This window comes from Mycobacterium sp. TY814 (assembly GCF_030755175.1).
Lineage (GTDB): Bacteria > Actinomycetota > Actinomycetes > Mycobacteriales > Mycobacteriaceae > Mycobacterium.
Genome location: NZ_JAUFRY010000001.1, coordinates 193,984 through 218,509 on the forward strand (window position 1 = coordinate 193,984; position 24,526 = coordinate 218,509).

The window sequence follows — 24,526 nt, forward strand, 5'->3', positions numbered from 1 at the left end:
TCAGACTACGAGCCGGGCAACCTGCACCATCGCCGAGGTGATCTGAGCGATCTCGTCGGGTGTGCAGACATACGGGGGCATTGCGTAAACCAGGTTGCGGAACGGGCGCAGCCACACACCGCAGTCCAGCGCCGTGGGCGTGGCAACCGCCAAATCAACCGCGCGGTCGCATTCGATGACGCCGATGCCGCCGCACACCCGCACGTCGGTGACCCCCGGCAGCGCGCGGGCCGGTGCCAGCCCGGCGCTCAGTCCGGCAGCGATCTCGGTGACCCGGGATCGCCAGTCCTGACTCAGCAGAACCTCGACACTGGCCACCGAAACCGCGCACGCCAGCGGATTGGCCATGAACGTCGGCCCGTGCATCAGCGCTCCCGCGCTACCGGCGCTGATGGTGTGGGCGATGTCGGTGGTGCACAGGGTCGCGGCCAGGCTCAGATATCCGCCGGTGAGGGCCTTGCCGACGCACATGATGTCCGGGCTGACGCCGGCGTGGTCGGCGGCGAACAGCTCGCCGGTGCGCCCAAAGCCGGTGGCGATCTCATCGAAGATCAGCAGCACCCGCTGGCGACGGCAGATCTCGCGCAGGTCGGACAGGTACCGCGGGTCGTGAAATCGCATCCCGCCGGCTCCCTGCACCACGGGTTCGACGATGACGGCTGCCAACTCGGCGGCATGGTCGGCCACCTGGGCTTCGAACGCCGCACTGTAGGCGGGGTCGTAGTCCCGCGGCACCTGCGGGGCGAACACCTGGGGCACCAGCACGTCGGACCACAGCGAGTGCATGCCTCCTTCGGGGTCGCAGACGCTCATCGGCGTGAACGTGTCGCCGTGGTAGCCGCCTCGCCAGGTCATCAGGCGATGCTTGGCCGGTTGGTCCAGGCTGCGCCAGTACTGCAACGCCATCTTCACCGCGACCTCCACCGACACCGAACCGGAGTCGCTGAAGAACACGGTCTCCAGGCCCGGCGGGGTGATCTGCACCAGCAGTTGGGCCAGCCGGGCGGCCGGTTCGTGGGTCAGACCACCGAACATGACGTGGTTCATGGTGTTCAGCTGGGCGATCATCGCCGCATCCAGGGTCGGGTGCCCGTGGCCGTGAATGGCGGTCCACCAGGAGCTCATCGCGTCCAGCACCTCGACCGGGCGACCGTCGCGGACCAGTGTCAGCCAGGCGCCACGCGCAGCGACGGCCACCACCGGCGGTATCGCTTCCCTGCCGATCGTGCTGTATGGATGCCAGAGATGTGCGGCATCGATCGCGCTGATCTGCGCGGGCGTCAATCGGGTTGGTGATTGTCCGGCCGCTGCCACGAAAGCCGACCTTAGTCGGTTGCGGTCGCAGAAAACCCGTTCATCGGGAAGCATGCAGGGCATGGCAGCACCGGAACAGTCCCGCGACCCGGACCAGGATCAGCGCCGGGTCATCCGGCTCCGCCTGGTTCCGTGGGACGTCATCACCATGTTTGTGCTGCTGGGGTTGCTGATCGCCGCGGTCACCATGACGACTTGGCCGACCCGGTTGTTCGCCTTCACCGACAACGTCTGCCAGGGTGACGACTGCCCGATGGTGCCGTTCGGGGTGAACTACTACATCTACCCCTTGGTGTGGGGCGGTATCGGCGCCGCCGGGACCGCCGCCCTGGTGGGTCCATTCGTGTCACTGGTCAAGGGCTGGTTCATGTCCTTCTGGCCGATCGTCGCGGTCGGCGTGCTCAGCCTGGCCTCGGTGCTGGGCCACGCCCTGACGGATTTCAGCAACACGTTCGGGCGCTGAACACGTTCTCGCGACATCACGTGGCGGCAACGTCTTTGAGACCGAAATCACAACTGCCATCACAAGATTGACCCTCTCCATCACCGTCGGGTCACGTTCCTACAAATAATGTTTCGCCACTCTGGCGGTCACTTATCTCTGTTGTCAAAGTGTCTGTAGTGACTGGTGTGATTTGGGCTCGGCTAACGGGGTCGGTCACGCCATCAGGTCCAGCGGCGCTCGGCCCCGAAGAGGCGGCCCATCGCTCCTGAACGCCGGCGGATGCGCGCGGTCACCGCGCTGAGGCACAGAGGGGCCACCCGGCCCCAGGAAACGAGGGAACGAAATGAAACGCGTCTACGCCTTCGCGATCGGGCTGCTGATGTTCGTGGCGCCAATGGTGACTGCCGCGGGGATAGCGTCCGCAGATCCTTACACCCGGTCCAACGACTACCAGCAGCTCGCCGACACGGTGATCGCGCGCGGACTCTCCCAGCGCGGCGTGCCGTTCTCGTGGGCCGGCGGCGGTGTCACCGGACCCACCCGCGGCACCGGTTCGGGCATCAACACCGTCGGGTTCGACGCCTCGGGCCTGATCCAGTACGCCTATGCCGGCGCCGGGCTCAAGCTGCCGCGTTCCTCGGGTCAGATGTACCGGGTCGGTGAGAAAGTCCTTCCCCAGCAGGCCCGCAAGGCCGATCTGATCTTCTACGGCCCCGAAGGCACCCAGAGCGTCGCGATGTACCTGGGGAACGGGCAGATGCTCGAGGTCGGTGACGTCGTGCAGGTCTCGCCGGTGCGCGCCAGCGGTATGGCGCCGTACCTGGTCCGGATCCTGGGGACGAATTCGTTGCAGACCGGACCGGTGCAGCCGGCGCCGGCGCAGACGGTGCCCGGACAGCAGGCTCCGGCCCAGACGATCCCCGGCCAACAGGCTCCAGCTCAGACCGTGCCCGGTCAACAGGCCCCGGCCCAGGCGGTGCCCGGTCAGCAGGCCCCAGCCCAGGCGGTGCCCGGTCAACAGGCCCCAGCCCAGACGATCCCCGGCCAACAGGCCCCAGCCCAGACGATCCCCGGCCAACAGGCCCCAGCCCAGACGATCCCCGGCCAACAGGCTCCCGTTCAGCAGGCGCCGCTGCAGCAGCAGGCCCTCCCGCAGGCACCGTTGCAGCAGGTGATCCCCCAGCCGCCGAATCCACTGGTTCCCACGCCGCAGCCGCCGCTGCAGCTGATGCCGGCGCAACCGGCCCCGGGAGCCACCGCCCCGCGCTGACCGACCGGGTTCCCGGGTTTCCCCCAAGCCGCCGCTTGCTCCGCACGGAGCGGGCGGCGGTTTTCGGTAAGTTAGCGGTGATCATGCCGACACCGCCGCCTCCTCCGATCCCGGCTGCCACCACGCAGGCCGCGGGCATGGGCACGCGCTCGTCCGGCTTCTACCGGCACGATCTCGACGGTCTACGCGGCATCGCGATCGCTCTGGTCGCCGTGTTCCACATCTGGTTCGGCCGGGTGTCCGGCGGGGTGGACGTGTTCCTGGCCCTGTCCGGATTCTTCTTCGGCGGCAAGGTGCTGCGGGCCGGATTGGGCGGGAAGCTGTCCCCGGCCACCGAGGTGGTCCGCCTGATCCGACGGTTGTTGCCGGCGCTGGTCGTGGTGCTGGCGGGGTGCGCGCTGCTGACCGTTCTGATCCAGCCGCAGACCCGGTGGGAGGCATTCGCCGACCAGAGCCTGGCCAGTCTCGGCTACTACCAGAACTGGGAACTGGCCCACTCGGCGGCCGACTACCTGCGCGCCGGCGAGGCGGTCAGCCCGTTGCAGCACATCTGGTCCATGTCGGTGCAGGGCCAGTTCTACGTGGCGTTCCTGGTACTGATCGCGGCCGTCGCCTATCTGGGCAGGCCGCTGGGCAGGCACCTGCGCACGGTTTTCGTGGTGCTGCTCAGCGTGCTGACGGTGGCGTCGTTCGTGTACGCGATCATCGCCCACCAGGCCTATCAGGCGACCGCGTACTACAACAGCTTCGCCCGGGCCTGGGAACTGTTGCTGGGAGCGCTGGTGGGCGCGGTGGTCCCCTACATCCGCTGGCCCATGTGGCTACGGACGGCGACCGCCACGGTGGCACTGGCGGCGATCCTGTCGTGCGGTGCCCTGATCGACGGTGTCAAGGAATTTCCTGGACCGTGGGCCCTGGTACCGGTCGGCGCCGCGATGCTGATGATCATGGCGGGAGCCAACATGGCCGGCGAGCCTGCCACCCGCGGCCGGATGCCCCTGCCCAACCGGGTACTGGCGGTCGGACCCCTGGTGACACTGGGCGCGATGGCCTACTCGCTGTACCTGTGGCACTGGCCGCTGCTGATCTTCTGGCTCTCCTACACCGGTCACCGCCAGGCCAATTTCCTCGAGGGGATGGGCGTGCTGCTGGTGTCGGGGGTGTTGGCCTATCTCACCACCCGCCACGTCGAGGACCCGTTGCGTTACCGGGCAGCCGCGGCACCGTCCGCGCCGGTGCCTTGGCGGCTGAGGTGGCGCCGGCCGACGATCGCGCTGGGATCAGTGGTGGCGCTGCTCGGTGTCACCCTGACCGCGACGTCATTCACCTGGCGCGAACATCTCGTCGCCGAGCGCGCCGGTGGCAAAGAGCTCAGTGGACTCAGCTCCGCCGACTACCCGGGCGCGCGGGCACTGGTCAACCACGTGCGGGTACCGAAACTGCGGATGCGGCCCACGGTGCTCGAAGTCAAGGAAGACCTGCCCGCCTCCACCCGGGACGGGTGCATCAGCGACTTCGTCAACCCGACGGTGGTCAACTGCACCTACGGCGACACCGATGCTCCGCGAACCATTGCCCTGGCAGGCGGGTCACACGCCGAGCACTGGCTGCCCGCGCTGGATCTGCTGGGCCGGCTGCACCACTTCAAGGTGGTGACCTACCTCAAAATGGGCTGCGCGTTGTCCACCGAGCAGGTCCCGCTGATCATGGGCAACAATGCGCCCTACCCCCAGTGCCGGCAGTGGGTGGAGACGACGATGGCCAAGCTGGTCACCGACCGCCCCGACTACGTCTTCACCACCTCGACCCGGCCCTGGAACATCAGGGCCGGCGACGTGATGCCCGCCACCTACATCGGCATCTGGCAAACGTTGTCCGACAACAACATTCCGATCCTGGGCGTGCGTGACACACCCTGGCTGGTCAAGGACGGTCAACCGTTCAACCCCGCCGACTGCCTGGCCAAGGCCGGCAATGCGGAGTCCTGCGGAGTGAAGCGCTCCGAGTTGCTGTCCGATCACAACGGCACGCTGGACTTCGTCGCTCAGTTCCCGCTGCTCAAGCCGATCGACCTGTCAGACGCGATCTGCCGGCCCGATACGTGCCGCGCCGTCGAGGGAAACGTGCTGATCTACCGGGATCCGCACCACCTGACGCCCACCTACATGCGGACGCTGGCACCGGAACTGGGACGGCAGATCGCGGCGATCACCGGTTGGTGGTGACACGCGACCAAGGGCGGCCGACACGGATAAGGTTTGGTGATGTCGTCGACGGAGCGCGGGAACCAGGGTGCATATGACGGCGCGGACGCCTCACCCGAACTGGCGACGGTATGGCCCGGGGCGCCATTTCCCTTGGGAGCCACTTATGACGGCGCCGGCACCAACTTCTCGTTGTTCTCCGAAGTCGCCGAGAAGGTCGAGCTGTGCTTGATCGCGCGCGACGGGAGCGAAACCCGGATCAATCTCGACGAAGTCGACGGCTATCTCTGGCACTGCTATCTGCCGACCGTTACCCCTGGGCAGCGGTACGGGTTTCGCGTGCACGGACCGTTCGATCCGGCGGCGGGTCACCGCTGCGATCCGAGCAAGCTGCTGCTCGACCCGTACGGCAAATCCTTCGTGGGCGACTTCGATTTCACTCAGGCGCTGTTTTCCTACGACCTGGAGGTGGCGGCCGAGGACCCGTCCGAAACCGGTACTCCCCCGATGGTCGACTCGCTGGGCCACACCATGACCAGCGTCGTGATCAACCCGTTCTTCGACTGGGCCTCTGATCGGGCGCCCTGCACGCCGTATCACGAAACGATCATCTACGAGGCGCACGTCAAGGGCATGACCCAGACTCATCCGGGTATCCCACACGAACTGCGCGGCACGTATGCCGGGCTGGCGCATCCGGCGATCATCGACCACCTCAAATCGCTCAATGTCACCGCCATCGAGCTGATGCCGGTCCACCAGTTCATGCACGACCACCGGCTGCTCGACCTGGGTTTGCGAAATTACTGGGGGTACAACACCTTCGGCTTTCTGGCTCCGCACTATCAATATGCGGCGACGCGCAAACCGGGTGGTGCGGTAGCCGAGTTCAAGTCGATGGTGCGCACTTTCCACGAGGCCGGCATCGAGGTGATCCTCGACGTCGTCTACAACCACACCGCCGAGGGAAACCATTTAGGCCCGACGATCAACTTCCGCGGCATCGACAACGCCGCCTACTACCGCCTGGTCGACGGTGACCTTCGCCACTACAAGGACTTCACCGGCACCGGCAACAGCCTCAACGTGCGGCACCCGCACACCCTGCAGCTCATCATGGACTCGCTGCGCTACTGGGTGCTGGAAATGCACGTCGACGGCTTCCGGTTCGACCTGGCCGCCACCCTGGCCCGCGAGTTCTACGACGTCGACCGGCTGTCAGCGTTTTTCGACCTGGTCCAGCAGGACCCGGTGGTCAGCCAGGTCAAGTTGATCGCCGAACCGTGGGACGTCGGCGAGGGTGGTTACCAGGTTGGGAATTTCCCAGGTTTGTGGACGGAGTGGAACGGGAAATACCGCGACACTGTGCGCGACTACTGGCGGGGCGAGCCCGCAACCCTCGGCGAGTTCGCTTCCCGGCTGACCGGGTCGTCGGACCTGTACGAAGCGACCGGCCGGCGGCCCGGCGCGAGCATCAACTTCGTCACCGCCCATGACGGTTTCACCCTGCAGGATCTGGTGTCCTACAACGAAAAACACAATGCCGCCAACGGTGAAGACAACCGCGACGGTGAGAGCCACAACCGGTCCTGGAACTGCGGCGTGGAAGGACCTACCGACGATCCCGACGTCGTCGCGCTGCGTTGCCAACAGATGCGCAACTTCTGGGCGACGTTGATGGTCAGTCAGGGCACCCCGATGATCTCCCACGGCGACGAGATCGGGCGCACCCAGTTCGGCAACAACAACGTCTACTGCCAGGACTCCGAGTTGTCCTGGATGGATTGGTCGTTAATCGAGAAGAACGCCGATCAGCTGACCTTCGCGCGCAAGGTAACGCGGCTGCGCAAGAAGCATCCGGTGTTTCGCCGCCGCCGCTTCCTCAAGGGCCGGCCCATCCGCAGTGGCGAGTCGGAAGTCCACGACATTTCCTGGCTGACGCCTGCCGGGCAGGAGATGACAGAGCAGGACTGGGACAACGATTTCGGCAAGAGCATCGCGGTGTTCCTCAACGGCCAGGCCCTGCCCGAACCGAACCGCCGTGGCGAACGGATCGTCGATGACTCGTTCCTGCTGTGTTTCAACGCCCACGACCAGGAAGTCACATTTGTCATGCCGCACGGCGACTATGCACAGCAGTGGACAGTGGAGCTGGACACCACCAGCCCGACCGGAGTGACCGAACGGGTGGTCGACGAGGGCGACGAGGTCGCACTGCCCGGACGCTCCGTGCTCATTTTACGTAAGACGTTGTGACGTATGCCTTTACCGGTCTCCGCAACCTATCGGTTGCAGTTGCGCGGCGCGTCCAGCGGCTTCGCGTTCACCCTTGGCGATGCTGAAAAGCTCCTGGATTACCTCGACGAACTCGGGGTGTCCCACGTCTACCTGTCCCCGATCCTGACCGCGACCGAGGGCTCCTCGCACGGTTACGACGTCACGGATCCGACCACGGTGTCGCCCGAAATCGGCGGCCCGGAAGGGCTGGCACGGCTGTCCGAAGCGGCGCAGGCACGCGGTATGGGCCTGGTGATCGACGTTGTGCCCAACCATGTGGGCATCGACCAGCCGGATCAGAACGCCTGGTGGTGGGATGTGCTGCGGCACGGGCGCGAATCCAACTACGCCGGGTACTTCGATATCGACTGGACCTTGGATGATGCGGGCCGAATCGTTTTGCCGCTGTTGGGTTCTGACGATGATGCGGCCGATCTGACGGTGGATGGCGACCTGCTGCGACTGGGTGACCTGGCGCTTCCCATCGCCCCGGGCACCGGCGACGGCCCCGGCCCCGAGGTGCACGAGCGCCAGCACTACCGGCTGGTGGGATGGCGCAACGGGGTGGTCGGATACCGCCGATTCTTTTCGATCACCTCGCTGGCCGGTCTACGTCAGGAGGACCGCAGCGTCTTCGACGCCAGCCACGCCGAAGTTGCCCGCTGGTTCAGCGAGCGGCTCGTCGACGGGGTGCGCATCGACCATCCGGACGGATTAGCAGATCCGGCAGGCTATTTGATCTGGCTGCGCGAGACGGTCGGACCCGACGCCTGGATCGTCATCGAGAAGATCCTGGGCGTCGACGAGGCGCTGGAACCCACGCTGCCGGTCGCCGGCACCACCGGCTATGACGTGCTGCGGGAGGTCGGCGGGCTTTTCGTCGACCCGGCAGGCGAGACCACGCTCACCGAACTCGTCGGGTCCGCGGGCGTGGACTACAGTGCAATGCCGGATATGTTGGCGCAACTGAAGATCCGCGCCGCCACCGACACCCTGGGCAGTGAGCTGGCCAGGTTGCGGCGCAGCATCGTCGCGAGCGCAGGTGCCGATGATCCGCGGTTGTCCGACGCCGTGGCCGCCCTGCTCACCCACATCGACGTCTACCGGTGCGACTACCAGTCTTTGTCGGCGATCCTGCCCACTGCCCTGGCGGAAACCCAAGCAGCGCAACCGGATCTGGGTCCCGCGCTGACGGTGCTGGCGGCGGCACTGGCCCGGGGCGGCGAGCCGGCCACCCGCCTGCAGCAACTCTGCGGCGCGGTCACGGCCAAGGCTGTCGAAGACTGCCTGTTCTACCGCGACGCCCGGTTGGTGTCGCTCAACGAGGTCGGCGGCGAACCGCACCGGTTCGGAGTCGGAGCCGCCGAGTTCCACCAGAGTTCGGCCACCCGCGCACGGCTGTGGCCGGCCGCGATGACGACGCTGACCACGCACGACACCAAACGCGGCGAGGACGTGCGGGCCCGGATCGGAGTGCTCTCTCAGGTGCCGTCGCTGTGGGCCGAGTTCGTCGGGCGCTGGGAGACTCATGCCCCCTCCCCCGATCCCGCAACCGGACAGTTCCTGTGGCAGAACATCTTCGGCGTCTGGCCGGTGAGCGGCGAAGTCACCGGCGAACTGCGCGAGCGGCTGCACGCCTACGCCGAGAAGGCGATTCGAGAGGCCGCCTGGCACACGTCGTGGAATGACCCGGACTCCGACTTCGAAGGCGCCGTGCACAGCTGGCTGGATACCGTGCTGGACGGGCCGGTGGCCGGCGAGCTGACCAGACTCGTGGGGCAACTCAACCCGCATGCCGCCAGCGACGCGCTGGGCCAGAAGCTGTTGGCCCTGACCGTGCCCGGCATCCCGGATGTTTACCAGGGCACCGAGCTGTGGGATGACAGTCTGGTCGATCCGGACAATCGCCGCGAGGTCGACTACACGACGCGGCGCAACGCACTGAAAGAATTGCAGCACCCCAAGATTCGCGTGGTCACCACCGCACTGCGGCTACGGCGGTCGCGGCCGGACTGTTTCCTGAACGGCGATTACGTGCCGGTGCTCGCCGCGGGTCAGGCCCGCGATCATGTCGTGGCGTTCCGCCGTGGTCCGGGCATTCTGGTGGCGGTGACCCGCTGGACGGTGGCCCTGGCCGACACCGGTTGGGGCGACACGGTAGTGCCGCTGCCGGAGGGGTCGTGGACCGATCGACTGACGGGCGCGGTGGCCAGCGGGCCGACGTCAGCCGCGCAATTGTTCGGTGAGTTGCCCGTGGTGCTGCTGGAGCGTCGTGATGACTGAATTCAAAGTATGGGCACCGAAACCCGAGCTGGTGCGACTGGACGTCGACGGCACGGTGCACGACATGGTCCGCTCCGACGACGGCTGGTGGCACACCGACGTCGACGCGCCCGCGGACGCCCGCTACGGCTTCCTGCTCGACGACGACGACACGGTGCTGCCGGACCCGCGCTCGGCCCGCCAGCCCGACGGGGTGCACGAACGTTCCCAGCTCTGGGACCCGTCGAACGCGGCCTGGACCGACAGTGACTGGTCGGGTCGGTCGGTCGAAGGCGCGGTGATCTATGAACTGCACGTCGGCACTTTCACGCCCGCGGGTACCTTCGACTCCGCCATCGAAAAGCTCGACTACCTGGTCGATCTCGGCGTCGACTTCGTCGAGCTGATGCCGGTGAACTCTTTTGCCGGTACGCACGGCTGGGGGTACGACGGCGTGCTGTGGTACAGCGTGCACGAACCCTATGGCGGTCCCGACGGCCTGGTCAGACTGGTCGACGCGTGTCACGCCCGCGGCCTTGGCGTGCTGATCGACGCGGTGTTCAACCACCTCGGCCCGTCGGGCAACTACCTGCCGAAGTTCGCACCATATCTGTCGTCGGCCAGCAATCCGTGGGGCGAGGGCATCAACATCGCCGACGCCGACTCCGACGAGGTGCGCCGGTACATCATCGGATGTGCGTTGCGGTGGATGCGCGACTTCCACGCCGACGGTCTGCGGCTGGACGCGGTGCACGCGTTGGTAGACCTCACCGCAGTGCACCTGCTCGAGGAGCTCGCCACCGAAACTGACTGGCTGTCAAGGCAGTTGGGCCGCCCCCTGGCTCTGGTCGCCGAGAGCGACCTGAATGATCCGCGGCTGATCACTGCACGCGAACGCGGCGGATACGGCCTGACCGCGCAGTGGGCCGACGACATCCACCACGCCATCCACACCGCGGTATCCGGCGAGCGGCAGGGCTATTACGGCGACTTCGGGTCCCTCGCCACGCTGGCCCAGACGCTTCGCCACGGTTTCTTCCACGCCGGCACCTACTCGTCGTTCCGGCGGCGCCGCCACGGTCGCCCGCTGGACACCACCGAGGACACCGGCATCCCGGCGACCCGACTGCTGGCCTACACCTGTACCCACGACCAGGTCGGCAACCGCGCCCTCGGAGACCGCCCGTCGCAGAACCTGACGCCGGGACAATTGGCCGTCAAAGCCGCTCTGGTGCTGGCATCTCCCTACACCGCAATGCTTTTCATGGGTGAGGAGTGGGGAGCATCCACGCCGTTCCAGTTCTTCAGCTCGCATCCTGAGCCGGAACTGGCCGAGGCTACCCGCAAGGGACGCAAAGCGGAGTTCGCCGAACACGGGTGGGACGCCGATGAGATCCCCGACCCCCAGGATCCGCAGACGTTCGAGCGGTCGAAGCTGAACTGGGGTGAAATCGCATCGGGAGCGCACACCCGGCTCCTGGCGTTCTACCGCGATCTGATCAACCTGCGGCACAACGAGCCCGACTTCGCCGACCCGTGGCTCGACCATCTGGTCGTCGACTACGACGAGGATCAGCGCTGGATCGTGCTGCGGCGCGGCGGCCTGACGGTCGCGTGCAACCTCGGCGAGGAGGCGGTATCCATACCCGTCAGCGGTGAGCTGGTGCTCGCCTGGGACGCCCCCGAGATCGGCAAGGACGCCACCCGGGTTCCCGGGCATTCCGTAGCCATCCTGCGGTAGCGTCCCCGCGCGAGCAGTCCCTGCGGTAGCGTCCCCGCGCGAGCAGTCGCAAAATCGCCCTAATCGCGCCCGATTTGGGCGATTTTGCGACTGCTCGCTGGCTGACCCGGCCCCGCGGGAACGATGACGGTCAGCTCGTTCCCGCTGCGCTCCACCCGCAGGCCGGCTCTGCGGGCGACGGCCGCGACGGCCGCCGCGTCGTCGGGCTCGGCCCTGGTCGCGGCCAGAACACGGGCCAGCCGTCCTTTGTGCGCCTTGTTGAAATGGGTCACCACCGCCCGCCGCCCATCGGGATACTCGGCCAGCACGTTCACCCCGACGGCCTCAGGCGCCCTGCCCAGCGCAACGTAGGACCCCGAACGGAGATCGACGATCAGGTGCTCGGCGGCCAACTCGCGAAGCAGCGGCTCCAGGACCGGGCGCCACCGGGTGGCCAAAGTGGGCTTGCCCGGCAGTTTCGACGTCGCCGAGAGCCGATAGGCGGGCACCTGATCGTCGGCGGCAAGCAGCCCGAACAATGCCGACACGATGAACAAGCGGGCACCCGCGCGCTTCGCCTCGGCGCCGCGCAGCGAATCGATGTCCAGCGCGTCGTAGAGGACCCCGGTGTAGCGGCGGATGGCCGGCAGCGTCGGCGCCACGCGCAGGGCTGCGTTGCGCTCGATCTCGGCGAGCTGCGACGGCGAGACGCCCAGTGCCGCCCTACTCGCCGCCGGGTCCGCCGCCAGCTCGACGAGCTCCGCCACCAGCGCCGACCGTAAGGGATTCAGCGCCGGGTGACCCAGGCTGTCGATGTGCAGAGGTGGGCCGTCGCCCCCCGCTCGCTTGGTCTCCGACGGGGGCAGCAGCACGATCACGGGTGCAGACGATAGTCGGCGCCCGCCACGCCCTCCCCGCGAGCAGACGCGAAATCAGCAGGCTCCAAGAATCCTTCAAGCGCCGTGGGCGACGCTATCTCCCATGACGACGATCGCCCCCCAGTTGGTAGCCCCCGCCCCCGCCGTCAAGGTCCCCACCGTCAAGCGCGCTGCCGTCACCCGGATCAGCGGCCTCGCCGTGATGAGCCTCGTCCTGGGCGTCCTGCAGTACGTGTTTCTCTTCATCCCCTGCTGGCTGGTCACGATCCCGTTCGGAGTACACGCGCTGCACCAGGCCGACAAGGCCAACGCCCCCAGCCGCGCGGTGGCGATCGCCGGCCTGGCGCTGTCGGTCATCCACTTCGCCGTCTACACCTTCGTCTTCATCTGGCTGCTCACCACCAGCTAACTCACACGCTCGCCGGTCCGGTGCCGTGAACGGCTTCCGCGATGGCATCCGCCAGCGGTTCGATCTCCTCGTCCGTCAAGTCGGCGATCGTGATGCGCATGCCCGGCGGCGTGTCCATCCGGAACCGTGTCCCCGGCGCCGCCGCCCAGCCCGCGTTGAGCAGCCTGGTGATGGCGACCGTCTCGTCGGGCACCGGAATCCACACGTTGAGGCCGGATCGGCCGTGAGCGGCAACGTCCCGCTCCGCCAGTGCTTCACACAGCGCGGTGCGGTTGCCGGCGTATTGTTTCCGCGCAGCGTGCACCAGCGTCGTCGCCGCGTCGTCCGACCACATGCGAACCGCGAGATCCTGCAGCAGCCGACTCACCCATCCCGGGCCCAGCCGCAGACGTCCGTGCACTCGCTCGATGGTGCGCCGGTCGCCGGCCAGCACGGCCAGGCGCAGGTCGGGACCGTATGCCTTGGACACCGAGCGGACAAATGCCCAGCGGCGCGTACATCCGGCCAGGGCGTGCAGCGGCACGCCGGAGATCTTGGCGCAGTGGTCGTCTTCGATGACCAGCACGTCGCTGGTCTTCGCGGCCAGCAGACTGCGCAGCGCCTTGGCACGCTCCTTCGACAATGCCGCGCCGGTCGGGTTCTGCGCGCGGGTGGTGACGATGACGGCCTTCACGCCGCGGCGCAGCGCCCGCGCCATGCTGAGCACCACCGGCCCGTCGTCGTCGACTCGGACGGGTTCTGGCGAAAGACCAAGTGCTGCAACGAGATCGAGCATATTCGCCCAACCCGGATCCTCCACCGCCACCCGGTCGCCGGGTCGCAGATGAGCACTGAGCACCCGCTCGATGCCGTCGAGTGCTCCACTGGTCACCGCGAGATGCTCGGCCGGAACCCCGTCGCCGCCCAGATCCAGACGGGCGCGATCGACCAGTTCGGCCGACATCGCGGACTGCCCGTACAACAACGGCCGCTCCTGCTTCGCCGGATCCAGCCTGGCGGTGGCGATGGGCAGCAGCGCCGGGTCCGGGTTGCCGGTCGACAGGTCGCGTGCGCCGTCGGGAACCGCGAGCCCCAGCAGCGACCGCGGCGTGGTCGCCGGCCGGTTGCGCACCCGGGTTCCACGGCGGCCCGCGGTCTCGACGGCCCCGCGGTCACGCAGCAGCCGGTATGCGGCGGCAACGGTGTTGGCGTTCACCCCGAGTTCGGCGGCCACTTCCCGGATCGACGGCAGCGCATCACCGGGCGCGAGGGCGCCCTCTGAGATGCCCTCTTCGATGCTGGCGGCGATCGACTCGGCACCCGTCCCGGAAATGGTGTATCGTACTGGCACAGTCTCAATTATGTACTAGAACAATAGCGAAGGCAAGCGGATGGACACGGCTTTTCACCCGACCCCACGCACCACCCCGACCCGCTACCGGGAGCGGGCCCGTTATGACCGCGAGACGGTGCACCGCATCCTCGATGAGTCGCTGATCTGCCACCTCGCATACATCAGGGACGGACAGCCGGTGGTCCTGCCGACCATCCACACCCGCATCGACGAGACCCTCTACATTCACGGCTCGTCCGGCAGCGGACCGATGCTGGCGACTCGGTTGTCCGGCATGCCGGTGTGCGTCACCGTCACGCTGGTGGACGGACTCGTGCTGGCCCGTGCAGCGATGCACCACTCGATGAACTACCGCTCGGTGGTCGCGGTCGGGACCGCGCGCCTCGTCGACGACCCGGACGAGAAGGGGCGTGCGCTGCACGCCGTCCTCGACCACATCCAGGCGGGCCGTGCCGACGATTGCCGACCGCCGAACGCCCGCGAACTCGCGGCGACCGCGGTGCTCGCACTGGATCTGGTGGAAGTCTCGGCCAAAATCCGCGAAGGCGGGGTGTCCGACGACGAGGAGGATCTGACGCTGCCGTACTGGGCCGGCGTGGTGCCGTTGCGGGTGACGGCCGAATCGCCCATTGCCGACGGCGATCTGGACCCCGCTACCCCGCTACCTGCGTATCTGCGCTAGACCGCCGCGCGTCAGAGCAGCAGGTAGCGGTACGCCGGCGAGCCGGGAAGCAGCGTTTCGACGTGAATCTCGGTCGCCCTCATCCGGGCGAGCAGACCATCGAGGTCCGCGGCCGAACCCAACTGGACCCCGACCAGCGCCTCGCCGGTCTCCCGGTTGTTGCGCTTGACGTACTCGAACAGCGTGATGTCGTCATTGGGACCCAGCACCTCGTCCAGGAACCGCCGCAGCGCGCCCGGCTCCTGCGGGAAGTCGACCAGGAAGTAGTGCTTGAGACCCAGGTGAACCAGGGATCGCTCGAGCACCTCGCCGTAGCGGGACACGTCGTTGTTGCCGCCCGAGATCAGACACACCACGGTGGAACCGGGCGCGACGTCGGCCTCCAGCAGACCGGCCACCGACAGCGCCCCGGCGGGCTCGGCGATGATGCCTTCGTTCTGATACAGGTCCAGCATCGCGGTGCACACCGCGCCCTCGTCGACCGTGGTGATCGAAACCATGTCCCCGGCGGCGGCCAGCGCGGCGTAGGTCAGCGTTCCCGCGCGCGCCACCGCGGCACCGTCGACGAACTGGTCGACGTGTTCCAGGGTCACCGGCTCGCCGGCGGCCAGTGCCGCCATCATCGCCGCGGCGCCGGCCGGCTCGATGCCCAGGACCGCGGTCTTCGACGTCCGTTCGGCCAGGTAGCTGGTGATACCGGCGATGCACCCGCCGCCACCGACGGGCACCACGACCAGGTCCGGCTCGTCGCCCAGGGCGTCCAGGATCTCGACGGCGATGGTGCCCTGACCGGCCATGGTGCGCAGGTCGTCATACGGCGGGACCAGCGTGGCGCCGGTACGTGCCACGTCTTCGCGGGCGGCCGCGGCGGCCATGTCGTACGTTGAGCCGCCCACGATCAGTTCGATGAACTCGCGCCCGTGATACCGGATCCGGTCCCGTTTCTGCTTGGGCGTCTTGGCCGGCACGTAGATGCGGCCGTGCACACCCAGTGAGCGGCAGGCGTATGCGAACCCCTGCGCGTGGTTGCCGGCCGAGGAGCATACGACTCCGGCGGACAGCTCCTCTTCGGAGAGCTGAACCAGCAGGTTGTAGGCGCCACGCAGCTTGTACGAGCGCACTACCTGCAGGTCTTCGCGCTTGAGGTAGACGGTGGCGCCGGTGATCTCGGACAACCGGTCGCTGTACTGCAGGGGCGTCGGCGTGACCACCGGAGCAATTCGCTTGGCCGCGCCGTCGATGTCAGCCGCGCACAGCGGCAGCTCGCGAGGGTTCTGGCTCAGTTCGGCGGACACCGGTCAATGGTGCCATGTCCCCAGGGGCCGCGTGCCGCCCCTATTCCTGACGACGGGCCAGTTCCGCGATCACGTTGACCCGGCGACACGCCGTCGCGATCTCGTCGGCGAACTCCCGCCGCCGCTTGGCGATGTCGGCCTGATCGGCACCGTCGACCAGCTCGCGATGGTGCGCCAGCCGCAGCGCGGTCTTGAACAGTTCCATCGAACGCGACTCGGCGTTGGCGATCCGGCGCTGCAACTCCCACTGCTTGCCCACTTCCAGGCACTCGGTGAGGAACGCGTCTTCGTCCAGCGCCTCGTCCTCGAGCGCGGCCAACCGGTCGGCGACGATGTGATACGCGTCCAGGAAGGGGCGCAGCACCAGGTGCGCCAGCAGCAGATCGGCGTCTTCCAGCAGGCGCCGCACATCGGCCGCGATGACTTCCTTGGACGTGTCCTCCACCGGCCCGATCAGCTTGACTTCGTCGGCGAGTTCGACCTCGAACTGCGCGCGCGCCGAGAACAGGAACTCGAACTTCAGCAACTCGCGCAGACTCAGCGCTTCGTCACGCACCGCCGCGGGAGAGACGAAACCGTCCCCGGAGCTCTCCGCGGTTTCCGACGCCGCCAGCAGAGCCAGCTCGGCGATCGCGCGGTCAACCAGGATGTGGATGGCGGTGTTGCGGTAGAACGCTGCGACCAGATGCTGGTCGGCGCCAACTCCCCACACCGCCTCGGTGCCGGCGTCATAGACACTCACCACCCCTGAATTGACCATCTGGTGCAGGGTCCAGCGGATCGTCGAGCGGTTCGTCAGGTCGGCGGCCCCGGCGACCGCCCAATTGCGGGCGGTGATGTAGCTGGCCAGCGGGCTCACCGTGGCCAAGACCTCGCTGATGGACAAGGACCGGTCAGCACCCAGCAACGCCAGACTCACCACCGCGGTGGGCGTCACCGGGGTGGCGCGGTTGATGCGGTGCTCGACGTCCAGCGCGATGCGTTCGACCACCGTGCCGGTTCCCGACGGGTCGGCCCTTAATTCCTCCAGGCGTTTGCGCAGCGGAAGTGGCTCACCGAAATCGAGATAGGCGCGGCCCAGTCGCTCCCCTTGCTGACGGGACAGCCGCACCAGGAAGCGCAGGTCCTCCGGGCGCTTGGTCGCCCCGTAGGCCTCGGTGGTCATCGCCTCCACTTCGTGCAGCTGGTCGTAGACGATTGATGTCGGCACCAAATACACTTCGGGACCGTCGATTTCGTCGACGGCGTCGGTGAGGTAGCGCAGGATGCCGAACACCGGCGGCCGCAGTTTGCCAGTGCGGGTGCGGCCGCCTTCGATCGACCAGGTCAGGTTGGTGTGGTTCTGCACCAGCTGGGCGGTGTAGGCGCGCAGCACGAACCGGTAGACCGGAATGTCCTTGGTCTGACGGCGAATGAAGATGGTGCCGGTGCGCTTGGCGAAGCCGCCCATCGGGAAGAAGTTCAGATTGGCGCCGCCGAAGGTGAACGCCGACGACAGGCGGTTGGCGGCGATCTCCTCGGGCAGCAGCATGCCGTCCAGGTAGGACCGATGAGAGAAGGCGAACGCCAGCGTCGCTTTGCGGTCCAGCGAACGCAACTGCGCGATCTGGTCCTCGTCGACGAGCACGTCGTAGGCCCGCATCAGCCATCGGCTGAAACCCCGCCACGCCTGCACCGCGCGCTCGTCGAGCGACGCAGCCACCTCACGCAGATATCCCGCGGCCTCCACCCGCACGCTGGCGGGATCGCGCCCGAGTTCGGCGGCCAGCGCTTCCAGCCGCTCACCGAACCAGTCGGCGTCCAGCAGCTGGGTCACCGCTTCGGGATCGGTGCCCAAGGCCGTTGTCGATTCGTCGACCAATCCGGTGCGCTGCAGCAGCTTTCGCACTCCGCTGCGACCGACCTCCCGTGCCGTCATCGCCCCTCCCTATGCCGGCTGCGGCGCCGGTGTGGCGCTGGGCTCGTGGATGTGCGGTCCGGGTTCACTCACGTAAAGCTCCTCAATCTCGGCGGAGTACTTGGCGTGGATCGGTTTGCGTTTGAGCTTCATGGTCAGCGTGATCTCGTCACCGCCGGGCTCCCACACGGTCGGCAGGATGCGGAACCGCTTGATCTGCTCCACCCGCGACAACTTGCCGTTCCCCTCGGCAACGCCCGCCGCGATCTCCGCGATCACATCGGGATGCGACGCCAGTGCCTCCGGCGAGGGATCGAGCCCCCGCTGCGCGGCGTAGGGGGCGACCGAGTCGGCATCGAAAACCATCAGCGCGGTGTTGTACGGCCGCCCGTCCCCGATCACGATCATCACACCGATCATGCCGCAGGCGGCGACGATGGTGTTCTCAATGTTGGCCGGGGACATGTTCTTTCCGGCCGCATTGATGATCAGTTCCTTCTTGCGGTCCACCACCCGGAGATAACCGTCGTCGTCGACCTCGAAGATGTCGCCGGTGTGTAACCAGCCCTCTCCGTCGATCGCTTCCGCGGTCTTCTCCGGTTCCTTGCGGTAACCCTTCATCACCAGCGGCCCCCGGACCAGATACTCGCCGTCCTCGGCGACCCTGCCCTCCAGCCCGGGCAGCAACCTGCCGACGGTGCCCAGCTTCGCGTCACGCGGGTGAGATGCGGTGGCCACACAGCTGAGCTCGGACATACCCCACACCTCAGACAGCGGGATACCGATACCCATGAAAAAGGCGAGTGTTTCGCGGGGAATCGGGGCTGCGCCCGACACCGCCCAGCGCAGCTCGCCGAAACCGATTCGCTCGCGCAGCTTGGACAACACCAGCTCATCGGCCGTGGCCCACTCGGCTGCCAGGTCCGCGGGCATGGTGTCGCCGGCCAGCTCGACCGCCGCGCGTTTGGCGGCGACCGACATCGCCCACTGCAGGGCCCGCCGCCTGGTGTCGTCGGTTTCCTGACTCACCGCGAATTCGATTCCGGCCCTGAGCTTTTCCCATACCCGGGGCACCGCACCCCAGACGTTGGGCTGCACGTCGGGCAGCACCGCGGCGATGGTGCGCACGTCCGCAACCGCCGTCACCTGGGTACCGAACATCTCTTGCGAGTACACGCCGGTCATCCGGTCGGCGATGTGGGCCGATGGCAGAAACGAGGTGATGCGGTCGCCGCGTTGCACTCCCAGCACCTCGTCCAGCGCGTATCCCTCGAAAAGCAAGTTGGCGTGCGTCATTTCGACGCCCTTCGGATTCCCGGTGGTGCCGGAGGTGTAAATGAGGGTGACGACGTCGTCGGGTTGCACGGCCTGCCAGGTTGCTTCGAAGTCGAAGTCCGCGGGTGCGGCCGCATAAAGGTCGGCTATGGACAGTGCGCCTTCGGGTGTGCCGTCGATACAGATGAGGTGCTCGATCGGTGCGCCGCTGGCCCGGATCCGCTCGACATATTGTTCTTCGCACATCACCACCCGGGTACCGGCGTTGCCGAACACATAGGTCAGCTGCTCGGCGGGCAAGGTGTTGTAGACCGAAAACGATGTCGCCCCAACGTGTTGGGCGCCGACCTCGAGTGGGTAAAACTCGACGCGGTTGGCCATCATCAGGGACACGGTGTCGCCGCGGCGAACGCCCAGACCGGTCAGCCCGGCGGCGACCTTGCGAACCTGTTCGGCGTAGTCGCGCCACGTCAGTTCTTGTGTGCCGCCTGGAGTGCGCAGGGCGACGGCGTCCGGGTCGACCAACGCGGCACGCTGGAAGGCCTCACACATGGTGCGCGGACGCTGGGTCGGGCTCATCTTCCGCACTCCTCGGCAGCAGATCGCTTCTCACCGCTGAGCCTACGTCCGCACTCGTGGCCCACGGAACACGGGACCGGGCGGACGTCGGTGCGCATTTGGATCGGGGATCGCTCAATGCCGAGCTGACGCTGCTGTGCCGCTCGGCCGGGCGTCGCCCTCACGCCGGCAGCGCGTGGTGGATTCCGCAGCTGCAGTCGTCGATGGACGGACAGGTGCAGCGCATTCCCCACTCGATGACCTCCCGCGCGCGCGCCAATGACGCCATCTGCGCGTCGATCTGCGCGAGTTTGGCCTCGGCGAGCGCACGGCTGGCGGGGCGCCCGGGCGCGTCGTCGGCGAACAACAGTTGGATCTCCTCCAGCGCGAATCCCGCGGACTTGCAGAGCCGGATCACCTCCAGCCGAGTCAGCACCGAGCCGTCGTAACGACGCTGGCCGCCCTGGCGGGCCGGTGGCGGTACCAAACCGATCTGTTCGTAGTAGCGCAACGTGGTCGCCGCGATACCGGCTCGGCGGGCCACTTCTCCGATGGTCAGGCGCATCGAGACCTCCAGGGCTTGACTTCGAGTTAACTCTAAGTCGTTGACTGTCGGTTATGCACACACTTCTGAACACCTCGCGGTACGCCATGCTGCGGTCGTTCCGTCGCGACGGCACGGCTGCCGACACCCCGATCTGGTTCGCATTCGACGGTGACGCGGTGGTCTTCCGCACCAAAATCGGGCCGAAGACCACGCGGCTGGCGCGACGCCCCGACGTTGCACTCGCCGCCTGCGACTACCGCGGCCGCGGCGCCACGGACTGGGCGCCCGGCCGCGCCACAGTGCTGTCCGGGGCCGACGCGCAGCGGGCCAATCGGCTGCTACACCAGCGCTATGGCTGGCAGTGGAATATCGTGCCGCTACTGAAGATTCCGGGCGTCACGAATGTGCACCGCGACCTCGGGCTGCGTGAGAAGCTGCGTCGGGCGCGGCACCGCGAGGTGTGGCCTGACAGCGCCATCGTCCGGGTTGAGCTGTAGCCCGACGAGAGCCCCGGACCGAGCGTGAAGCTAGCCGCACACTCGACGCCGAACGTGAAGCTGGCCGCACACTCGCGGCGGCCGCGAGCCGACTCAGCTACCCAGGCACCCCGGGCCGAGCAACTCCTTGAGGTCACCCATCAGCGCCGGCGACGGCGTCACACGCAGCGATTGATCCAGCTCCAGCGTGGTGATCCGGTCGCCGCTGATCAACCGCAGATGCACCTGCGATGTGCCCGGGTGCCGGGCCAGCACCTGCTTGAGCGCCGTCACCTTGTCGATGGTGCACTGCCGGGTGGGCAGACTCACGGCCAGCGGACGGTTCGGCTGAGCGTTGGAAAAGTCGGGCACCACAAGCTCATTGGCGATCAGGCTGATGCGGTCGTCGCGGATCGCGACCTTGGCGTTTACCAGTACCACCACGTCGTCGGCGATCTCGGCACCGTAGTTGGAATAAGTGTGCGGGAAGAACATCACCTCGATACCACCGGTGAGGTCTTCCAATTGCGCTGAGGCCCAGGGCATTCCGTTCTTATTGACGCGCCGGTTCACAGAGGCCAGAATGCCGCCGACCCGCACCTGGGTCTCGTTGGCGACGTCGCCGTCCAGGATCGCCGGGATGGCGGTGTCGACCTGCGTCGCCAGCAGATGCGCTACGCCGTTGAGCGGATGCCCGGAAACGTAGAGACCCAGCATCTCCCGCTCCAGGGCGAGTTTGTGTTTGTCTTCCCACTCGTCGTCGGGCACCTTGATGGTGAACACCGACTCGGTGCACCCGTCATCCCCCCCGAACAGGTCAAACTGGCCCATCGCCTCGGCTTTTTTGGTCCCGAGCACCGAGTCGACGGCGTCGGTGTGCACCAGGAACAGACCCTTGCGGGCATGCTTCAACGAATCGAAGGCACCGGCCTTGATCAACGACTCGGTGACCTTCTTGTTGCATGCCGAAATATCGATCTTGTTGAGGTAGTCCGAGAAGTCGGTGAATTTGCCTTTCTCGTTGCGGGTCTTGATCAGCGAACCGACCACGTTGGCGCCGACGTTGCGCACCGCACCCAGACCGAAGCGGATGTCCTCACCCACCGACGCGAAGTTCACCAAGGACTCGTTCACGTCCGGCGGAAGCACGGTGATACCCAGCTTGCGGCAGTCGGCCAGGTACACCGCGGCCTTGTCCTTGTCGTCGCCGACGGAGGTGAGCAGGCCGGCCATGTACTCGGCGGGATAGTTGGCTTTCAGATACGCCGTCCAGTAGGACACCAACCCGTATCCGGCGGCATGCGACTTGTTGAATGCGTAACCGGCGAACGGAAGAATGGTGTCCCACAACGCTTTCACGGCCTTTTCGGAGAAGCCGTTGGCGGTCATGCCCTCGTAGAAGCCTTTGTACTCGGCTTCGAGTACCTCGAGTTTCTTCTTACCCATGGCCTTACGCAGCGCATCGGCCTTGCCCATCGTGTACGAGGCGACCTTCTGGGCGATGAACATGATCTGCTCTTGGTAGACGATCAGACCGTAAGTCTCCGAGAGGATTTCGCGCAGTGGCTCCTCGAGCTCGGGATGGATCGGCTTGATCGCCTGACGGCCGTTCTTGCGGTCGGCGTAGTCGTTGTGGGCGTTCATACCCATCGGTCCCGGCCGGTACAGCGCCAGCACGGCGACGATGTCGTTGAACTCGGTAGGTTGCATGCGGCGCAGCAGATCGCGCATCGGGCCACCGTCGAGCTGGAACACGCCCAGGGTGTCGCCGCGGCCCAGCAGCTCATAAGTGGCCTTGTCGTCCAGCGGCAACGACTCCAGATCGAGGTCGATCCCTCTGTTGGCCTTGATGTTTTCCAGCGCGTCGCCGATGATCGTCAGGTTCCGCAGGCCCAGGAAGTCCATCTTCAGCAGGCCGATGGCCTCACAGGACGGGTAGTCCCAGCCGGTGATGATGGCGCCGTCCTGCGGCCGCTTCCACAGCGGAATGGCCTCCGTCAGCGGCTCACTGCTCATGATCACCGCACACGCGTGTACGCCGGCGTTGCGGATCAAGCCTTCCAACCCCCGCGCCGTCTGATAGATCGTGCGCACGTCGGGGTCGGTCTCGATCAGGCCGCGCACCTCGGCGGCCTCTTTGTAGCGTTCGTGGGCCGGGTCGGTGATGCCGGACAGCGGAATGTCCTTGGCCATGATCGGCGGCGGCAGGGCCTTGGTGATCCGGTCGGCGATCGCGAAGCCGGGCTGGCCGTAGTGAATCCGCGCCGAGTCCTTCAGCGCAGCTTTGGTTTTGATGGTGCCGAAGGTGATGACCTGGGCGACGCGGTCCTGCCCCCACTTGTCGGCGGCGTAGCGCACCATCTCACCGCGACGGCGGTCGTCGAAGTCGATGTCGATATCGGGAGCCGACGGACGCTCCGGGTTGAGGAAGCGCTCGAACAGCAGGCCGTGCGGGATGGGGTCGATATTGGTGATACCCATCGCGTAGGCCACCAGCGACCCCGCGGCCGAACCACGGCCCGGTCCCACCCGGATGTCGACCGAGCGTGCGTAGTTGATCAGGTCGGCCACGATCAGGAAGTACGCCGGGAAACCCTTGTCGCAGATGACCTTGATCTCGTACTCGGCGCGGTCAATGTAGTCCTGGCCGACACCATCGGGAAAGCGCCGCTGCAAACCTGCCATCACCTCGTGGTGCAGCCATGAACCCTGGTCGTGGCCATCGGGCACCGGGAAGATCGGCATCCGGTCGCGCGGCGTCCATACGTCGGCGTAGGACTGCACCCGCTCGGCGATCAGCAACGTGGAATCGCAGGCACCAGGGACCTGGCTGTCCCACAGCCGGCGCATCTCGTCAGCCGACTTGATGTAGTAGCCGTCGCCGTCGAACTTGAACCGGTTCGGGTCCGAGAGCGTCTTGCCGGTCTGCACACAGAGCAGGGCTTCGTGGTTGTGCGAGGCATCGCGGGTGACGTAGTGACAGTCGTTGGTGGCCAGCGGCGGAATGCCCAACTTGCGCCCGATTTCCAGCAGGCCTTCGCGGACCCGGTGCTCGATCGAGATACCGTGGTCCATCAGCTCGAGGAAGAAGTTCTCGGCGCCAAAGATCTCCCGCCACTTGGCGGCCGCCTCCAGCGCTTCGCGGTCATGCCCCAGGCGCAGCCGCGTCTGCACCTCCCCCGAGGGGCAGCCGGTGGTGGCGATGATGCCTTCGGCGTGTTCGGCAATCAGTTCGGCATCCATCCGCGACCACTTGCCGAGTTGACCTTCGAAGGACGCCAGTGACGACAGCCTGAACAGGTTGCGCAGGCCGGTCGCGTTCTCGGCCATCATCGTCATGTGCGTGTAGGAACCACTGCCGGAAACGTCGTCGGACTTCTGGCTGGGATCGCCCCAGGTGATGCGCCGGGTGTCGAACCGGGAAGCGGGAGCGATGTACGCCTCGACGCCGATGATCGGCTTGATCCCGGCCTTGGTGGCCGAGTTGTAGAACTCGCTGGCGCCGAACATGTTTCCGTGGTCGGTCATGCCGATCGCGGGCATCTCCAACCGTTGCGCCTCGGCCAGCATCGGCGAGATCTTCGCGGCACCGTCGAGCATCGAATACTCGGTGTGGTTGTGCAGGTGCACGAACGACGATTGGTTCATAGGGGAGCCAGTCTATGACCGGGCACCGACGCCTTT

The 24,526-nt window shown here is 66.7% G+C and carries 16 protein-coding genes and 1 pseudogene; 9 read left to right on the forward strand and 8 right to left on the reverse strand.

From position 1 onward, the window contains the following. Positions 1-1,314, reverse strand: coding sequence for an adenosylmethionine--8-amino-7-oxononanoate transaminase (locus QXH22_RS00680; protein WP_306274697.1), 1,314 nt, complete (start codon positions 1,312-1,314; stop codon positions 1-3). 61 nt (positions 1,315-1,375) lie between these two features. Between QXH22_RS00680 and QXH22_RS00685 the strand changes: the two genes are divergently transcribed. The 6 genes and pseudogenes from QXH22_RS00685 to treZ all read left to right on the forward strand — a co-directional run bounded on the left by QXH22_RS00685 (position 1,376) and on the right by treZ (position 11,513). Then, positions 1,376-1,777 (forward strand): hypothetical protein, encoded by a 402-nt coding sequence (locus tag QXH22_RS00685; RefSeq protein WP_306240839.1) that lies wholly within the window; start codon positions 1,376-1,378, stop codon positions 1,775-1,777. Between the two features lie 325 nt (positions 1,778-2,102). Beyond that, positions 2,103-2,771: pseudogene (ripD, locus tag QXH22_RS00690) on the forward strand (NlpC/P60 family peptidoglycan-binding protein RipD); the annotation flags it as partial. 341 nt (positions 2,772-3,112) lie between these two features. Then, the gene (locus tag QXH22_RS00695; RefSeq protein ID WP_306274698.1) at positions 3,113-5,254 is read left to right on the forward strand and encodes an acyltransferase family protein; all 2,142 of its coding nucleotides are present in this window, start codon (positions 3,113-3,115) and stop codon (positions 5,252-5,254) included. A 39-nt stretch (positions 5,255-5,293) separates the two neighbouring features. Continuing rightward, complete coding sequence (gene glgX, locus QXH22_RS00700; RefSeq protein ID WP_306240841.1) at positions 5,294-7,489, forward strand: glycogen debranching protein GlgX; 2,196 nt, start codon at positions 5,294-5,296, stop codon at positions 7,487-7,489. Positions 7,490-7,492: 3 nt separating this feature from the next. Next, a complete protein-coding gene (gene treY, locus QXH22_RS00705; protein WP_306274699.1) occupies positions 7,493-9,793 on the forward strand; it encodes a malto-oligosyltrehalose synthase in 2,301 nt (766 codons plus the stop codon). Continuing rightward, the gene (treZ, locus tag QXH22_RS00710) at positions 9,786-11,513 is read left to right on the forward strand and encodes a malto-oligosyltrehalose trehalohydrolase (RefSeq protein WP_306274700.1); all 1,728 of its coding nucleotides are present in this window, start codon (positions 9,786-9,788) and stop codon (positions 11,511-11,513) included. Before treY ends, treZ begins: the two co-directional genes overlap by 8 nt. A 59-nt stretch (positions 11,514-11,572) precedes the next feature. Here the strand turns inward: treZ and yaaA are convergent, their stop codons facing one another. After that, entirely contained in the window at positions 11,573-12,370 is a 798-nt protein-coding gene (gene yaaA / locus QXH22_RS00715) for a peroxide stress protein YaaA (RefSeq protein ID WP_306274701.1), read from the reverse strand. A 103-nt stretch (positions 12,371-12,473) separates the two neighbouring features. Between yaaA and QXH22_RS00720 the strand changes: the two genes are divergently transcribed. Continuing rightward, positions 12,474-12,779, forward strand: a complete 306-nt coding sequence (locus tag QXH22_RS00720; RefSeq protein WP_306240846.1) for a DUF4190 domain-containing protein — start codon at positions 12,474-12,476, stop codon at positions 12,777-12,779. Position 12,780: 1 nt separating this feature from the next. On the opposite strand, the gene QXH22_RS00725 is transcribed toward QXH22_RS00720, so the two are convergent. After that, on the reverse strand, positions 12,781-14,109 hold the full coding sequence (locus QXH22_RS00725; protein WP_306274702.1) for an aminotransferase class I/II-fold pyridoxal phosphate-dependent enzyme: 1,329 nt from the start codon (positions 14,107-14,109) through the stop codon (positions 12,781-12,783). Positions 14,110-14,149: 40 nt separating this feature from the next. On the opposite strand from QXH22_RS00725, the gene QXH22_RS00730 reads away from it, so the two are divergent. Beyond that, positions 14,150-14,794, forward strand: a complete 645-nt coding sequence (locus tag QXH22_RS00730; RefSeq protein WP_306240849.1) for a pyridoxamine 5'-phosphate oxidase family protein — start codon at positions 14,150-14,152, stop codon at positions 14,792-14,794. Positions 14,795-14,805: 11 nt separating this feature from the next. On the opposite strand, the gene ilvA is transcribed toward QXH22_RS00730, so the two are convergent. The 4 genes from ilvA to QXH22_RS00750 form a co-directional block, all read right to left on the reverse strand. Continuing rightward, complete coding sequence (gene ilvA, locus QXH22_RS00735) at positions 14,806-16,089, reverse strand: threonine ammonia-lyase (protein WP_306240850.1); 1,284 nt, start codon at positions 16,087-16,089, stop codon at positions 14,806-14,808. A 40-nt stretch (positions 16,090-16,129) separates the two neighbouring features. Next, positions 16,130-18,007 carry a lysophospholipid acyltransferase gene (locus tag QXH22_RS00740; protein WP_306240852.1) on the reverse strand — a complete coding sequence of 626 codons (1,878 nt, stop codon included), beginning with the start codon at positions 18,005-18,007 and terminating at the stop codon, positions 16,130-16,132. A gap of 9 nt (positions 18,008-18,016) precedes the next feature. Then, positions 18,017-19,840 carry a fatty acid--CoA ligase FadD11 gene (gene fadD11, locus QXH22_RS00745; RefSeq protein ID WP_306274703.1) on the reverse strand — a complete coding sequence of 608 codons (1,824 nt, stop codon included), beginning with the start codon at positions 19,838-19,840 and terminating at the stop codon, positions 18,017-18,019. Positions 19,841-20,000: 160 nt separating this feature from the next. Then, complete coding sequence (locus QXH22_RS00750; protein ID WP_306274704.1) at positions 20,001-20,384, reverse strand: MerR family transcriptional regulator; 384 nt, start codon at positions 20,382-20,384, stop codon at positions 20,001-20,003. Between the two features lie 53 nt (positions 20,385-20,437). On the opposite strand from QXH22_RS00750, the gene QXH22_RS00755 reads away from it, so the two are divergent. Beyond that, on the forward strand, positions 20,438-20,863 hold the full coding sequence (locus QXH22_RS00755) for a PPOX class F420-dependent oxidoreductase (protein WP_306274705.1): 426 nt from the start codon (positions 20,438-20,440) through the stop codon (positions 20,861-20,863). A gap of 93 nt (positions 20,864-20,956) precedes the next feature. Here the strand turns inward: QXH22_RS00755 and dnaE are convergent, their stop codons facing one another. Next, positions 20,957-24,490 carry a DNA polymerase III subunit alpha gene (gene dnaE, locus QXH22_RS00760; RefSeq protein ID WP_306274706.1) on the reverse strand — a complete coding sequence of 1,178 codons (3,534 nt, stop codon included), beginning with the start codon at positions 24,488-24,490 and terminating at the stop codon, positions 20,957-20,959. Positions 24,491-24,526: the final 36 nt, after the last annotated feature.